The sequence below is a fragment of the Marinitenerispora sediminis genome (genome assembly GCF_003336425.1).
Taxonomy (GTDB): Bacteria; Actinomycetota; Actinomycetes; order Streptosporangiales; family Streptosporangiaceae; genus Marinitenerispora; species Marinitenerispora sediminis.
The window spans coordinates 15,301-29,015 of the sequence record NZ_QEIO01000064.1 but is presented as its reverse complement, the minus strand read 5'-3'; the positions used below and the strand labels follow the sequence as shown (position 1 = coordinate 29,015).

Here is a 13,715-nt window from a genome sequence, read left to right as displayed (position 1 = left end):
CCTCTACTCCCGTGACCGCTTCCGCAACGCCCAACAGGCCCCGTAACGAGCCCTCCACCACCGAATCCGGTTCCTTCACCGCGGCCGGGCTCCCCCGCCGGAGCTCGCGGGCGACCACCATCCCCGCCCTCCCCGAGGTCGACGACAACGTCGAGCAGACGGACGACGGCGACCAGGGCGAGACCAAGGCCGAGCGCATCCGAACGGATCTGGAGGGCTTCCTGGAAGGTCAGCGCGCCGCGACCAAGGACGAGTAGCGCAGCGTCGCGCGTCCCCCGAATCGTCACTTTCACACGCAACGACCAAGAACCTGGACGGACATGGACAACCGCTTGAGCGAGAGCGCTGAAAACTTCACCTGGCTCATCTCCAACTTCGTCGCCGAAGTGCCCGGCGTGGAGCACGCGGTCGTGGTTTCCTCCGACGGCCTGCTGCTGACCGCGTCCCGGGACTTCCCCGAAGAGCACGCGGAGCAGCTGGCCGCCATCGCCAGCGGTCTGCAGAGCCTCGCCGACGGCACTGCCCGGATGTTCGGGAAGGGGGACGCGGAGCAGCTCATCCTGCGCATGCGTCGCGGCTTCCTGTTCGTGATGTCCATCAGCGACGGTTCGTCGCTCGCCGTCCTCACCTCCGGTGACGCTGACATGAAGATCGTCGCCTACCAGATGACCCTGCTGGTGGAGAACGCCGGCCACGTGCTGACTCCCCAGCTGCGGTCCGAGCTCCGCGAGGTCATCGCCCGCTGACGTCCCGTCTCTTTACGACTCCGGAGCGATTCATGAAGAGGTTTCCACCGCAATGAGCTATCGCAGGCGAAGGGGCGCGCGGATCCGCCCCTATACCTTCACGGGTGGGCGAACCCGGTCTCGCCATCCACTGATGGTGCAGACGCTCGTGTCGACCGCGGACCCCGGCACCGAGCCGCCGAACAACCTCATGCCGGAGTCGCAGAACATCTACCGGCTGTGCCGCGAGGCACGATCGGTGGCCGAGATCGCCGCAGAGCTGAAGATTCCACTCGGCGTGACCCAGGTGCTGCTGAGCGACCTCGCGGACCAGGGGCTCGTCTACATCCACCCGACCATCACCGGACACAGTCCGTCGGAAAACCAAGTTCTGGAGAGGGCGCTCCGTGGGCTCGAACGTCTCTTCCAATGACACAGCGTCGATGATGTCGACCAAGATCGTCATCGCCGGCGGATTCGGTGCGGGGAAGACCACCCTCGTCGGATCAGTGTCGGAAATCCCCCCGGTCACCACCGAGGCGGTGATGACGGAGGCAAGCCGGGCGCACGACGACACCTCCGCCACCCCGCAGAAGGTGACCACCACCGTCGCCATGGACTTCGGTCGGCTCACCCTCGACCGGGAGCTGATCATGTACATGTTCGGCACGCCCGGACAGGCGCGGTTCTGGTTCATGTGGGACGACCTGGTGCGCGGTGCCGTCGGCGCCGTCATCGTCGTCGACAGTCGCCGGCTGGCCGACTGCTTCGACGCGGTCGACTACTTCGAGAAGAACCAGAACATCCCCTACGTCATCGCGCTGAACAAGTTCGACGGCCAGCTGGAGTACACGCCGGACGAGATCCGCGAGGCGCTGGAGATCAGCCCCGACGTGCCGATCATCGACTTCGACGCCCGCGACCGCCGGTCCTCCGGCAACGTGCTCAAGCGCCTGCTGGAGTACACCCTGTCGCGTCCGAAGAGCGCCGAGCTGGTCGGCTGACCCCGGCACCGCCGACGGCCTCCGGGCCGTCCGGGTACCCCGCTCTCGACGGGGCACCCGGACGGCCCGGACGTGTCGTCGCGGTCCGGTCCACGGCCTCCGCGTAGGATGCGCCGCACGCCGGCACCTGGCGGACGGGCGGACCTACCACCGAGCGCGACGGGGCGGGGATGAACGGACGGCTGCTGCTCTGGACGGGCGGATACGGCGCGGACGAGGCCGGTACCGCCGACATCCGGCGGGTCTGGCTCGACCCCGCGACCGGTGGGCTCGCTGACGGCGGTGCCGCCGCGCGCACCGCCAACCCCTCGTTCCTCGCCGCGCACCCGCGCGGCGACCTGCTCTACGCCGTCAACGAGCGTGACGGCGCCGGCGCCGTCACCGGGTTCTCGGTCGGCCCCGGTGCCACATTGACCGAGACGGGTTCGGTGCCGACCGGCGGCGGCGCCCCCTGCCATCTCTTCGCGCACCCCGCCGGTCAGCGCCTCGTCGTGGCCAACTACCAGGACGGCAGCGTCTCCGTGCACCCGCTGACCGCGACCGGAGCACCCGGCCCGCACGAGCTGCTGCTGCCCGGCTCCGGACACGGCCCGGACCCCGAACGCCAGGAGGGGCCGCACGCGCACAGCGTCACCCCGGCACCCGGCGGACGCCATCTGCTGGTGGCCGACCTCGGCACCGACCAGCTCCGCCGCTACCCGGCCGACCCCGGAACCGGCGCGGTGGAGGGCTCCGGAGGTTCCGCCGCCCGCCTGCCCGGCGGAACCGGGCCGCGCCACGTCGCCGTCCATCCCGGCGGCCACCTGTATGCCGCCGGCGAACTCGACGCCAGGGTGCACGTGCTGCGCTGGGATCCGGCGTCCGCCACCGCCCGGCACGTGGCGGCCGTCGCCGCCACGGAGGCCACCAGCACCCGCGCCTACCCCTCGGAGATCGTGCTGGCGCCCGGCGGCCGCCGGCTCTACGTCGCCAACCGGGGGCCCGACACCGTCACCGTGTTCGCCGTCGAGGAGGACGGTGCGGTGCTGCGCCGCCTCGCCGAGGTCCCGACCGCAGGCACGTGGCCGCGCCACATGGCCCTGGTAGCGGGCCACCTCGTCGTCGCCAACCAGCGCTCCGACGAGCTCACCGTGCTGCGGATCGACGCCGGTAGCGGCATCCCGCACCCGACCGCGCACCGGCTCTCCACGCCGCGTCCGGCCTGCGTGCTCCCGGCGGTCGGGTGACCCATCCGGCGCCGCGGCCGCCCCGGGCGGGGGGCCGGCCCGCCGCAGGGTCAGCTCCGGCCCTCCTCGGGCCGCGTCCGCCGCCGGCCGCGGGGCCGCGGCGCGGAGTCCGGGCGCACGCTCCCGGCCGTCCCCCAGGGGCACACCCCACAACAACACGATGGGAAATGTTGTCCGGTCCGCCCCTCCGGCCGTCCGGGCGCCGTGGTCAAGAATGAGGAGGACCCGCGCCAACCAGACACTCAAAGGACGGGACATGGCCGACTCCACCTCCTCGCCGATCCGCCGCCGCGGACTCACCGCGCGCGACACCGCCCTGATCGCGCTGTTCGCCGCGCTCATCGCGGTGCTGAGCATGCCGTTCGCGATCCCCGTCGGGCCGGTGCCCATCACCCTCCAGGGGCTCGCCGTCATGCTGGCGCCCAGCCTGCTCGGCGCCAAGCGCGGCACGCTCGCGGTCGTCACCTTCCTGGTGCTCACCGCGGCCGGCCTGCCGCTGCTCCCCGGCGGCCGCGGCGGGATCGCGCCGTTCCTCGGGCCGACCGGCGGCTACATGCTCGGCTGGATCGCGGGCGCACTGGTGATCGGACTGCTCACCGACCGGATGCTGCCGAAGTACCGCTTCTGGCCGGGCCTGGCGTGCAACGTGCTCGGCGGCATCGCTGTGGTGTACCTCGTGGGGGTCCCGTGGAGTGCCGTGGTGCTCGGTGACGGGATGCTCGCCACCGTGGTCGGCGCGTTCCTCTTCCTCCCCGGCGACCTGGCGAAGGCGGTCGTCGCCGCGCTGGTCGCGGCCGGAGTCCACCGCGCCTACCCCATCCCGCCGGCGGGCCGGCGGGTGGACCTCCCCGAGAGCACCGGCGGCGCGGACGGCGCCCGAGACGGCGACGCGGGCACCGGGCCCGACTCCGGTTCGCCGCGGCCCCCGAAGTAGGCTGCGGACGGCCCCCTCCCACCGCCCCGCCCGGGGCGCACCCCCGCCCACCAGGAACGACGGAAGCACATGCTGCAACTGGAGAACGTGACGCACGCCTACGACGGGCGGATGGTGCTCCGGGACGTCTCGGTCCGGATCACCGAGCACCGCGTCGCGCTGATCGGCGCCAACGGGTCCGGCAAGTCCACTCTGGCGCGGCTGCTCAACGGGCTCGTCGTCCCCGAGTCCGGCCGCGTCCTGGTGGACGGCCAGGACACCCGCCGGCACGCCCGCGCGATCCGGCGGCGGGTCGGGTTCGTCTTCTCCGACGCCGACACCCAGATCATCATGCCCACCGTCGCCGAGGACGTGGCGGTGGGGCTGCGCGGCGCCGGGCTCACGCCGGCCGAGACCGCCGCCCGGGTCGACGACGTCCTGCGCCGGCACGGGTTGGCCGACCACCGCGACCACCCCGCGCACCTGCTCTCCGGCGGCCAGAAGCAGATGCTGGCCCTGGCCTCGGTGCTGGTCACCGATCCCGACATCCTGGTCTGCGACGAGCCGACCACCCTGCTCGACCTGCACAACGTGCGCGTCATCGCGGACACGCTGCGCGGACTGCGCCAGCAGGTCGTCCTGCTCACCCACCACCTGGAGATGATCGCCGACTTCGACCGGACGCTGGTGATGGACGGCGGCCGGATCGTCTTCGACGGCGCTCCGGACGCCGCCGTGGCGTTCTACCGGGACCTCATGGAGCGCCGGCCGTGACCGCGCTCGGCCTGTACGTGCCGGGCGACACCGCGGTGCACCGGCTGCCCGCCGGGGCCAAGCTGGCCGCGCTGCTGGTCGCGGTGACCGGGCTGCTCCTCATCACCGACCCGTGGGCCGCGCTCGGCGCCGCCGCGGCGGCCGCGCTGCTGTACCCGCTGTGCGGGCTCGGCGCCCGGCACCTCTGGCGGACGCTGCGGCCGCTCCTGCCGTTCCTCGCGCTGATCGCGGTCTTCCAGACGCTGGTCGCGGGCGGCGACGTGGCGGCGCGGGTGTGCGGGCAGCTCGGCGCGGCGGTGCTGCTGGCCGGCCTGGTCACCTCGACGACCCGGGTCAGCGCCATGTTCGAGCTGTTCGAGCGGCTGGCCGGGCCGCTGCGGGTCTTCGGCGTCCGGCCGGACCGGGTGGCGCTCGTGCTGGCCATGACGATCCGCTGCGTGCCCCTCGTGGCGACCGCTTGGCGCGCCGCCCGCGAGGCCTACGTCGCCCGCGGGCTGCGCCGCCGGCCGCACCGCATGGTCGTGCCCGTGATCGTCAACCTGGTCCGCTCGGCCGAGGCGCTCGGCGAGGCCATGAGCGCCCGCGGGCTGGACTGACCGCGGGCGCCGCCGCCGTCACGGCGCGGCGGCGCCGATTGACGCGGCCGCGACGTCCGCGCCGTGCGGCGGTGCGACGGCGCGGAAGGCGGTGGCGCGCACCGGGGCACGCTACTCCGGCACGATGCTCCCGGCCAGCCGGTCGCCGTCTAGCGCCACGCGGTCCGCTGCGGGCGCGCCGCCGGGACCGTCCGGCCCGAGCCGCACCACCCGGCCTTCGAGCCGGGCCTGCTCGGCGGCGAACACCAGCAGGTGCGAGCGCAGCGCGTCCTCCCCGCTGGTCGCCACCCGGGACGGGTCGCCGGCCGCCACCGCGGGGAGGAACGAGGCGAGCAGCCCGCCATCCCCGCCACCGTGCCCGGAGTCGATCAGACCGTCGTTGGCGGTGGCCACGTCGATCACGTCGGTGCTGTCGGTCAGGAAGTCGTAGTGCGTGATGCGTTCGCCGTCGCAGTAGAGCTCGCCGCGGGTGCCGAAGATCCGGGTCTCGCGCGGCCGGGGGCGGTTGAACGCCGTCATCGTGAAGGTCGCCGTTACGCCGCCGGTGAACTCCAGCGACACCACCTGGTGGTCGACCACGTCGTTGTCGCAGCGGTACACGCAGCGGCCGTACGGGCCGGTGCGCAGCGCCTCGGCCACCGTCTCCTCCGTCGGCTCCGGTGTGAGGACCGTGAGCGGCCAGCTGGTCCGGCCCTCGGCGAGGAACCGGCCGTAGACGCGGGGGGCGGAGTAGGCGCATCCCGGTTCGGCCGCGCAGTCCACGCAGCGGTCGGCGGCGCCGGGCGGCGCCTGGTCGGCGCGGAAGTGCCGCAGCGACCCGAAGGACGAGACAGCGACGGCGTCCCGCCCGACGATGTGCCGGAGCCAGTCCAGGTCGTGGCACGACTTCGCCATCAGCATCGGAGCGGTGCTCGCGGCGCTGCGCCAGTTGCCCCGCACGTAGGAGTGCGCCTGGTGCCAGAAGCCGACCGGTTCGAGGTGGTCGACGCTGACGATCTCCCCGATCCGCCCGGAGTCGATGATCTCCTTGAGCAGCCGCGTGTAGGGCGCGTAGCGGAGCACGTGGCAGACGCCCAGCAGCACGCCGTGGCGCCGGGCAGCGGCCACGATCGCCTCGCAGTCCTCGCGGGTCTGCGCGAGCGGTTTCTCCACGAGCAGGTGGTAGCCCCGCTCGGCGAGCGCGACCGCCGGTTCGAGATGGGCGTCGTCGAGCGTGCACACCAGTGCGGCGTCGGCCAGCCTGGGGAGCGCCGCGGCCTCCCGCCAGTCGGCGAAGCGCAGCTCCGGGGCGATCCCGTGGGCGTCGGCGAGCGGTTCCCGGTAGGCGGCGCGGGGCTCGGCGACGGCCACCACCTCGGCCACCTCCGGATGCCTCCGGATCCACTTGGCGTAGTTGCCGCCCCGCGACCCCGCCCCCACGATCAGTACGCGTACCGGTGACATGCGCTCTCCCTCCCCGGAGGCCGGGCCCGCACCGCCGCGGCCCCGGCACCCACTGTCAACGAAACCCGCCGGCCGAAAGTCCCGAGACGATGCGGCGCTGGAACAGCAGCACCAGCACGACCAGGGGGACGGTGACCACCACGCCGGCCGCCATCTGCGAGCCGAACGGCTGCTGGAACTCGGTGTCGCCGGCGAACTTGGCCAGAGCGACCGTGACGGGGTTGGACGCCAGCGTGATCGACACGACGCTGGAGATCAGGTACTCGTTCCACGCCGCGAAGAACACCAGCAGGCCCGTGGTCACCACCCCCGGTACGGCGAGCGGGAGGATCACCCGGAAGAAGGCGCCGATGGGGCCGCAGCCGTCCACACGGGCGGCCTCCTCCAGCTCCCACGGCATCTCCCGGAAGAAGGTGGTCAGCACGAAGATCGCCAGCGGCAGCGCGAAGCTGATGTTGGGGACCACCATCGCCTGGTACTGGTCGATCCAGCCCCAGTCGCTGAACATCTGGTACAGCGGGGTCACGATCGCCACGCCCGGGAACATCGAGCACGCCAGGACCAGCGCCAGGACCAGGTTGCGCCCCCGGAACCGCAGCCGCGCGAGCGCGTAACCGGAGAACACCGCGATGACCATGGCCGACGCGGTGGTCGCAACCGCGATGACAACGCTGTTGCGCACCGCGTACCCGAAGTCGTTCTGGCCGCCGAAGACCCCGCGGTAGTTGACCAGAGTGGGGTCCTCCGGCCAGAGCCGGTTGGAGGCGATCTCCGCCGGCCCCTTGAGGCTGGACACGAGCATCCACCAGAACGGGGCGAGGCAGTACAGCACCAGCAGCACGATCCCGGCGCCGATCACCCACGACTCCCACGCCGTCCCGCGCCGCGCTGCCGTCGTGCCCGCGCGAGCCCTGCCGCCCACGGCCGTCACCGTCCCCCCTCCGCCCGGAAGCCCGCGAACACGTTGGCGCCCATCGCGCGGATCAGCAGGAACGCGCACAGGAACACGAACAGGAACGTCAGCGTGGACAGCGCGCCGCCGTAGCCGGCCTTCAGCTCCCCGGTCGCCGTCCGCACCACGAGGATGGACAGCGTCTCGGTGTTGTTGGCCCCGCCGGTCAGGATCTGCGGAAGGTCGTACATCCGCAGCGCGTCGAGGGTGCGGAACAGCACCGCTACCACCAGGGCGGGCCGCACCAGCGGCAGCGTGACCGAGGTGAACCGGCGCCACGCCGACGCGCCGTCCAGCGCCGCCGCCTCGTACAGGTGCGGCGGGATGGTCTGCAGCCCGGCGAGGATCAGCAGCGCGACGAACGGCGCGGTCTTCCACACCTCGGCGGCGATGATCGACCACTTCGCCGGCCACTCGGAGCCGCCCCACACCACCTCGGCGCCGATCAGCGCGTTGACGATCCCCTCCGGCTGCAGCATCCAGTCCCACATGACGGCGCTCACCGCCGTGGGCAGTGCCCAGGGGAGCAGCACGGCGGCCCGTACGATGCCGCGCCCGCGGAACGCGCGGTGCATGACCAGCGCCATGACCAGGCCGATGGCGGTCTCCAGGAGCACGCTCACCACGGTGAAGAAGACGGTGTTCCCCACCGCCGCCCAGAAGTCCTCGCGGTCGAACCCGACCAGCGCCTGGAGGTAGTTGTCGATGCCGACGAAGACCGGATCGCGGCCGATGGGGTCGTCGAACAGCGACCGGATGACCGCCGAGCCGACCGGGTAGGCGACCACCAGCGCCAGCGCGCCGAGGGTCGGCGCCAGCAGCCAGAAGGCCAGCCGGCGCTCGATCCCGCGCTCCGTGGCGGGACGGCGCCGTCCGCCCCGCGGCGCTGCCGGCGGGCGCGCGGCTCCGGCCGCGCGCTCCCCGGAGCCGCCGACGGCGCCCGCCGGCCGGGCCGGCGCGGTGCCGCCCGCACCGGGCGCGGTCGCGAGCGCCGGCTCGGGCCGTGCGCCGTCCGGACCCGCGGAGCGCCGCCGCGGCCGGCGCCACGTCCGCCACGTCATGTGCCTCGCACCGCCCTCTCCAGCTCCTCCTGCATGTCGGTCACGGCCTGGTCCACGGTGGTCTCGCCGGTCATCGCGTCGTAGGCGTGCTTCTGGATGGCGTTGGTGACGTCGGTGTAGCGCGGCGTCACCGGGCGCGGCCGCACCTGGTCGAGCGCGTCGCGCAGCGGCGCGAGGTAGGGCCGGGTCTCCAGGATCTCGGGGTCGCTGAACAGCGCCTCGCGGGCCATGGGGGTGCTGGTCCGCTCCAGCCAGCCGCGCATGACCTCCTCGCTCTGCAGGAACTCGATGAAGCGCAGCGCCTCGTCCGGGTGACTGCTGTAGGCGGACAGCCCGAGGTTGTTCCCGCCGAGGGTTCCGGTGCCGGGACCGCCCGGGCCGGGCAGCGGGGCGGCGTCGAACCGGCCCTGCACCTGCGACTCCTCGCCGGGGTCGTCCATGAGCGGGTAGGCGAAGGCCCAGTTGCGCATGAAGAGCAGGTCGCCGCGCTGGAAGGCGAGCCGGGTCATGTCCTCGTTGTACGTCAGCGCGGCCCGCGGGATGTGCCCGTCGGCCATGGCGTCCACCAGGAACCGCAGGCCCGCACGTCCCTCGGGCGAGTCCACCCTGACCTCCCCCTCCGGTGTGACGACCTCGCCGCCGGCCGAGGCGACGGCCTCCATGAACGCCACCGTGAGGCCCTCGTAGCGCATGAACTGCGCGCCGTAGCAGTCCATGCCGTGCTCCTCGGCGACCCGGCAGTCCTCGATGAGCTCGGCCCAGGTGGCCGGCGGACCGTCCAGGAGGTCAGTGCGGTAGAAGAGCAGCCCGGTGCCGGTGGCCCAGGGGGCCGCGTACAGCCGGCCGTCCCACCGCGCGGTCTCCGCGGCGGCGTCCAGGATCCCGGGGCCGGCGAAGCGGTCCTCGTCCAGCGGGGCCAGCCAGCCCCGCGCGGCGAACTCCGCCGTCCACACCGCGTCGACGTAGAGGACGTCGTAGCGGCCGGTGCGCGCCTGGAGGTCCTGCACGAGCGTCACCCGCTGGGCGTCGGCGGCGGCCGGGAGCGCGACGTAGCGGACCCGCGCGTCGGGGTTGGCGGCGTTGTACTGGTCGACCAGCGCCTGGAAGTCGCCGCCGCTGGCGCGGGTGGCCACGAAGGTGACCACGGCGTCGTCGCCCTCGTCGGGGAGGCTGCCGGCGCAGGCCGTGCCGCCGAGGAGCAGGCCCAGCCCGAGGGCGAGCGCCCGCGCCAGCCGTCCGGGACCTGCCCTGCCCATGCGGACCCCCGTTCGCCCTCCGGGTGACGCCAGTCACGTAGCGCTCATGGAACAGCAGCGGAGGAGAGCGTGTCAATGACGGAGCGCGCTGGACTCGGCTGGCGGTGCCCCGCCGGCTGCCGGACGGGCGGAGCACTACGCTGGAGCCGGAGCGGAGGAGCGGAGAGGCGCGCGCATGATCGACCTGAGATCGGACACGGTCACCCGGCCCACCCCCGGAATGCGGCGGGCCATGGCCGACGCCGAGGTGGGCGACGACGTCTTCGGTGAGGACCCCACGGTCCGGGCGCTGGAGGAGGAGACCACGGCCGCGCTGGGCCGCCAGGCCGCCCTGTACGTGCCGTCCGGGCACATGTCCAACCAGCTGGCGGTCTTCGTCTCGGCCGGCACCGGCGACGAGGTCTGGGCGCACGAGCGCTCCCACGTGGTCGCCAACGAGCAGGGCGCCCTCTCCGTGCTCAGCCGGGTGCTGCCGCGCACCTTCGGCGGGGAGTCCGGGGCCCCGGACCAGGAGCTGCTGGAGGACTGGGCGCGCGGGGCGGACGACGTCCACCGCGCGCGGCCGCGGCTCGTATGCCTGGAGAACACCTTCACCGGCCGGGTGGTCCCGATCGCCGAGCAGCGCCGGGTCGCGGACTTCGCGCACGCGCACGGCATGCGCCTGCACCTGGACGGCGCCCGGCTGTGGAACGCTGCGGTCGCCCTCGGGATCACGCCGGAACGGGCCGCCGAGGGCGCCGACACTGTGTCCGTGTGCTTCTCCAAGGGCCTGGGCGCGCCGGTGGGCTCGGCCCTGGTCGGCGACGCCGACAGCATCGCCCGCGCCCGCCGCGCCCGCAAGATGCTCGGTGGCGGCATGCGCCAGGCCGGCATCATCGCGGCCGGCGCGCTGTACGCGCTGCGCCACAACGTCGGCCGCCTGGCCGCCGACCACGCCCGCGCCGAGCGCCTGGCCGCGGGCCTGGCGGGGCTGCCCGGCCTGGACGCGACCGCCCGGACCAACATGGTCCTGGTGACGACCGAGCCCGGTGCGGCGGAGCGTCGCGTCGCGGAGTTCCGGGACGCCGGCGTGGCGGCCTTCGCGCCGGGGCCCGACCTGGTCCGCATGGTGGTGCACCTGGGAATCGACGACGCCGACGTCGATGAGGCGGTGCTGCGGATCGGCAAGGCGGTGCGGGCGGCGGGCTGACCGCGGAACGCCGGCGAACAGACCGCCGCGCCGGTGGAGACCGGGCGGAGGAAGCGGCCGCGCCGCTCACGCGTGCCGAACGCGAGGAGGGCGGGTGCCGCCATCCCGAGTCCGCTCACCGGCGGCCCGGCCGCCGGCGCGGCGCCGCGCTGGGGGATCGCCGGGAGCCGCTGCCCTGCGGCCTCCGCGGGAGCGCGGGTGGGCCGCGAGTGGGCGGGCGGTCCGTCGGACTCGGCGGCCGGGCCCCGCGGGGTCAGGGCGGGCCCGAGCCGGCCGGCTAGTCCAGGGGGCCTCCGGCCACGTAGATGACCTGCCCGGACACGAAGCCCGCCTCCTCGCTGGTCAGGAAGGCGATGGTGGCGGCGATGTCCTCGGGGCGGCCGGTCCGGCGCACCGGGATGTTCGCGGCGGCCGCCTGCTGGAAGTCCTCGAAGTCCATGCCGACGCGTTCGGCGGTGGCGCGCGTCATGTCGGTGACGATGAATCCGGGAGCGACGGCGTTCGCGGTGACGCCGAACTTGCCGAGCTCGATCGCGAGGGTCTTGGTGAAGCCCTGGAGCCCGGCCTTCGCGGCGGAGTAGTTGGCCTGGCCGCGGTTGCCCTGGGCCGAGCTGCTCGACAGGTTGACGATGCGCCCCCACCCCTGCTCGGTCATGTGCGCCTGCGCCGCGCGGCTCATGAGGAACGCACCCCGCAGGTGCACCCCCATGACGGTGTCCCAGTCATCGTCGGTCATCTTGAACAGCAGGTTGTCCCGGATGACGCCCGCGTTGTTGACGAGGATGGTCGGCGGACCGAGCCGCTCGGCGACCTGGGCCACCGCGGCGTCGACCTGCTCGGTGTCGCTGACGTCCGCCGCGACCGCGACGGCGCTGCCGCCCTCCGCGGTGATCGCGTCCGCGGTGGCCTTGGCCTGGTCCTCCAGCAGATCGACGACCGCGACCGCGTGCCCCTCGGCGGCCAGGCGGCGGGCGGTCGCCGCCCCGATGCCTCGGGCGGCTCCGGTGACGACGGCGACACGGGGGGTCTGTGACATGCCTACCTCCAGAGAGTGCTGCGGGCCCCACCTGAGCGGTCGCCGAGCGGGAGAACCGTCCGGGCGGCCGCGGATCGGGGACCAGCGTGAGCGGATGCGGAGCGGGGACCAGCCTGAGCGGCTGCGGAGCGGGATAACAGTCTGAGCGGCTGCGGAGCGGAAAACAGTCGAGGCGATCCTACCCAGCCCCTACCGACCGGGTGGTATGGCGCCGTGGCCAATGCCACCACGGCGCCGGGAACGCCGCGGTACGGGGCCGTCCGGTGCGGTGCCGGCCCGCGCGGCCGCTCCTGGCGGCTACCCGTCGGCCCGGCCCGGACGCTACGGTGTTCGGACCCGGCCGCCCGCCACCACCCGCTCATCCGAACGGCGGCCGGTTCCCCGGAAAGGCGAAGGCGTTGTTCGACGCCCATCTGCACATCATCGGTCCGCGGAACCCCGGCGCCGACGCCGGAGGCCGGCCCGCACCCTTCACCGTCGACGAGTACCTGTCCCGCGTCGCGCCACTCGGTGTGGCCGGCGGCGCCGTCGTGGCCGGGCCCGACGGCGGCCGGGAGCCGGGGCCGCTGCTCGACGCGCTGCGCCGGCTCGGCCCGTCGTTCGTCGGAGTCGCCGAGCTGCACCCCGACACCGCCGACTCCGAGCTCCGCGACCTGCACGCCGGAGGCGTGCGCGCCCTGCGGCTCGACCTGCGCGGCGGCCCCGGCGCCGACCTCGACGCCCAGGTCCAGCTGGGCATGCGTGCCGCGGACCTGCTCGGCTGGCCCACCGAGCTGCGGGTGGACGCCGCCGACCTGCCGCGGATGGCCGGACGGCTCACCCCGCTGCCCCGGGTCAGCATCGACCACCTCGGACTCTCGGCGTCCGGCCTGCCCGCGCTGCTGGACTTCGTCGCCGGGGGCGCCCGGGTCAAGGCCAGCGGCTTCGGGCAGGGCGACCTGGACGTCGCGGCCGCGCTGCGCGCGGTGGTCGAGGTCAACCCGGCGGCGCTGATGTTCGGCACCGCCCTGCCCGCGGCCGGCACGACGTCCCCGGGCGCCGACGCCGAGCGCGTGCGCCAGGCACTCGGCGTCGAACTCGCCGCACCGGTCTTCTGGCGCAACGCCCTCGACTTCTACGGGCTGTCGGAGTCCCCGTCCGCGGCCGGAGGGCGCCGGTCTGGTTCCGCGGTCGAGTAGGCTGGGTCGCCCACAGCGTCGGCACCGCGGCGATTGCCGTCGGTGCTCCGGCCGCCGGTACCGCTACGGGGCCGCGGCCGGGGTGGCCGCACCACCGGGCCGGGTGGCACCAACGTGACAATCCGTCCAGCGACGAAGCCGGCGGCCGTCAGCGGGGTAGGGTGACGCTACGGCGGCGGCCGTTCCGGTGGAGTCGGCGGACCTGGTCCGTGGGACGGCCGACGACGACCGGCATGGCGGTCGGCCCTCCACCCGACGCTCATCCGGTTGCCATCCCGCGCTAACCGGGAAGGACGAGACTGGGGGCGACAAGCCGCCGGACGCAATTCGAGAGGGGCGGTGCGGATGTCGGCCATCGGGGT

The 13,715-nt window shown here is 73.9% G+C and carries 15 protein-coding genes; 10 read left to right on the top strand and 5 right to left on the bottom strand.

Annotated features, from left to right (window positions below; translation table 11 throughout):
* The 8 genes from DEF28_RS14180 to DEF28_RS14145 all read left to right on the top strand — a co-directional run.
* On the top strand, positions 1-257 hold a 257-nt coding region (locus DEF28_RS14180; protein WP_233515298.1), incomplete at its 5' end, for a hypothetical protein.
* A gap of 63 nt (positions 258-320) precedes the next feature.
* On the top strand, positions 321-746 hold the full coding sequence (locus DEF28_RS14175) for a roadblock/LC7 domain-containing protein (RefSeq protein ID WP_114400793.1): 426 nt from the start codon (positions 321-323) through the stop codon (positions 744-746).
* Between the two features lie 52 nt (positions 747-798).
* Positions 799-1,158 (top strand): DUF742 domain-containing protein, encoded by a 360-nt coding sequence (locus DEF28_RS14170; RefSeq protein ID WP_114400794.1) that lies wholly within the window; start codon positions 799-801, stop codon positions 1,156-1,158.
* Positions 1,159-1,171: 13 nt separating this feature from the next.
* Positions 1,172-1,729 (top strand): GTP-binding protein, encoded by a 558-nt coding sequence (locus tag DEF28_RS14165; protein ID WP_114400796.1) that lies wholly within the window; start codon positions 1,172-1,174, stop codon positions 1,727-1,729.
* 170 nt (positions 1,730-1,899) lie between these two features.
* Complete coding sequence (locus DEF28_RS14160) at positions 1,900-2,955, top strand: lactonase family protein (protein ID WP_114400795.1); 1,056 nt, start codon at positions 1,900-1,902, stop codon at positions 2,953-2,955.
* Between the two features lie 256 nt (positions 2,956-3,211).
* Positions 3,212-3,889 (top strand): biotin transporter BioY, encoded by a 678-nt coding sequence (locus DEF28_RS14155; protein WP_181874459.1) that lies wholly within the window; start codon positions 3,212-3,214, stop codon positions 3,887-3,889.
* Positions 3,890-3,958: 69 nt separating this feature from the next.
* The gene (locus DEF28_RS14150; RefSeq protein ID WP_114398177.1) at positions 3,959-4,642 is read left to right on the top strand and encodes an energy-coupling factor ABC transporter ATP-binding protein; all 684 of its coding nucleotides are present in this window, start codon (positions 3,959-3,961) and stop codon (positions 4,640-4,642) included.
* Complete coding sequence (locus tag DEF28_RS14145) at positions 4,639-5,238, top strand: energy-coupling factor transporter transmembrane component T family protein (protein WP_114398176.1); 600 nt, start codon at positions 4,639-4,641, stop codon at positions 5,236-5,238. Before DEF28_RS14150 ends, DEF28_RS14145 begins: the two co-directional genes overlap by 4 nt.
* Before the next feature lie 111 nt (positions 5,239-5,349).
* On the opposite strand, the gene DEF28_RS14140 is transcribed toward DEF28_RS14145, so the two are convergent.
* The 4 genes from DEF28_RS14140 to DEF28_RS14125 form a co-directional block, all read right to left on the bottom strand.
* Positions 5,350-6,681, bottom strand: coding sequence for a Gfo/Idh/MocA family protein (locus DEF28_RS14140; protein ID WP_114398175.1), 1,332 nt, complete (start codon positions 6,679-6,681; stop codon positions 5,350-5,352).
* Positions 6,682-6,736: 55 nt separating this feature from the next.
* On the bottom strand, positions 6,737-7,540 hold the full coding sequence (locus tag DEF28_RS14135) for a carbohydrate ABC transporter permease (protein WP_233515297.1): 804 nt from the start codon (positions 7,538-7,540) through the stop codon (positions 6,737-6,739).
* Between the two features lie 68 nt (positions 7,541-7,608).
* The gene (locus DEF28_RS14130) at positions 7,609-8,694 is read right to left on the bottom strand and encodes a carbohydrate ABC transporter permease (RefSeq protein WP_114398173.1); all 1,086 of its coding nucleotides are present in this window, start codon (positions 8,692-8,694) and stop codon (positions 7,609-7,611) included.
* On the bottom strand, positions 8,691-9,950 hold the full coding sequence (locus DEF28_RS14125) for an ABC transporter substrate-binding protein (protein WP_114398172.1): 1,260 nt from the start codon (positions 9,948-9,950) through the stop codon (positions 8,691-8,693). The genes DEF28_RS14130 and DEF28_RS14125 overlap by 4 nt, the downstream gene beginning before the upstream one ends.
* Before the next feature lie 175 nt (positions 9,951-10,125).
* Here DEF28_RS14125 and DEF28_RS14120 point away from each other — a divergent pair, with 175 nt between their 5' ends.
* Positions 10,126-11,139, top strand: coding sequence for a threonine aldolase family protein (locus DEF28_RS14120; protein ID WP_114398171.1), 1,014 nt, complete (start codon positions 10,126-10,128; stop codon positions 11,137-11,139).
* Positions 11,140-11,416: 277 nt separating this feature from the next.
* Here the strand turns inward: DEF28_RS14120 and fabG are convergent, their stop codons facing one another.
* A complete protein-coding gene (gene fabG, locus DEF28_RS14115) occupies positions 11,417-12,175 on the bottom strand; it encodes a 3-oxoacyl-ACP reductase FabG (RefSeq protein ID WP_114398170.1) in 759 nt (252 codons plus the stop codon).
* Between the two features lie 398 nt (positions 12,176-12,573).
* Between fabG and DEF28_RS14110 the strand changes: the two genes are divergently transcribed.
* Complete coding sequence (locus tag DEF28_RS14110; protein ID WP_114398169.1) at positions 12,574-13,353, top strand: amidohydrolase family protein; 780 nt, start codon at positions 12,574-12,576, stop codon at positions 13,351-13,353.
* The last annotated feature ends 362 nt before the right edge of the window (positions 13,354-13,715 follow it).

Excerpts from the sequence above, each read along its gene's own strand:
- DEF28_RS14175 (WP_114400793.1), top strand. The coding sequence starts at position 321 with ATGGACAACCGCTTGAGCGAGAGCGCTGAAAACTTCACCTGGCTCATC.
- DEF28_RS14170 (WP_114400794.1), top strand. The coding sequence starts at position 799 with ATGAGCTATCGCAGGCGAAGGGGCGCGCGGATCCGCCCCTATACCTTC.
- DEF28_RS14165 (WP_114400796.1), top strand. The coding sequence starts at position 1,172 with ATGTCGACCAAGATCGTCATCGCCGGCGGATTCGGTGCGGGGAAGACC.
- DEF28_RS14160 (WP_114400795.1), top strand. The coding sequence starts at position 1,900 with ATGAACGGACGGCTGCTGCTCTGGACGGGCGGATACGGCGCGGACGAG.
- DEF28_RS14155 (WP_181874459.1), top strand. The coding sequence starts at position 3,212 with ATGGCCGACTCCACCTCCTCGCCGATCCGCCGCCGCGGACTCACCGCG.
- DEF28_RS14150 (WP_114398177.1), top strand. The coding sequence starts at position 3,959 with ATGCTGCAACTGGAGAACGTGACGCACGCCTACGACGGGCGGATGGTG.
- DEF28_RS14140 (WP_114398175.1), bottom strand. The coding sequence starts at position 6,681 with ATGTCACCGGTACGCGTACTGATCGTGGGGGCGGGGTCGCGGGGCGGC.
- DEF28_RS14130 (WP_114398173.1), bottom strand. The coding sequence starts at position 8,694 with ATGACGTGGCGGACGTGGCGCCGGCCGCGGCGGCGCTCCGCGGGTCCG.
- DEF28_RS14125 (WP_114398172.1), bottom strand. The coding sequence starts at position 9,950 with ATGGGCAGGGCAGGTCCCGGACGGCTGGCGCGGGCGCTCGCCCTCGGG.
- DEF28_RS14120 (WP_114398171.1), top strand. The coding sequence starts at position 10,126 with ATGATCGACCTGAGATCGGACACGGTCACCCGGCCCACCCCCGGAATG.
- fabG (WP_114398170.1), bottom strand. The coding sequence starts at position 12,175 with ATGTCACAGACCCCCCGTGTCGCCGTCGTCACCGGAGCCGCCCGAGGC.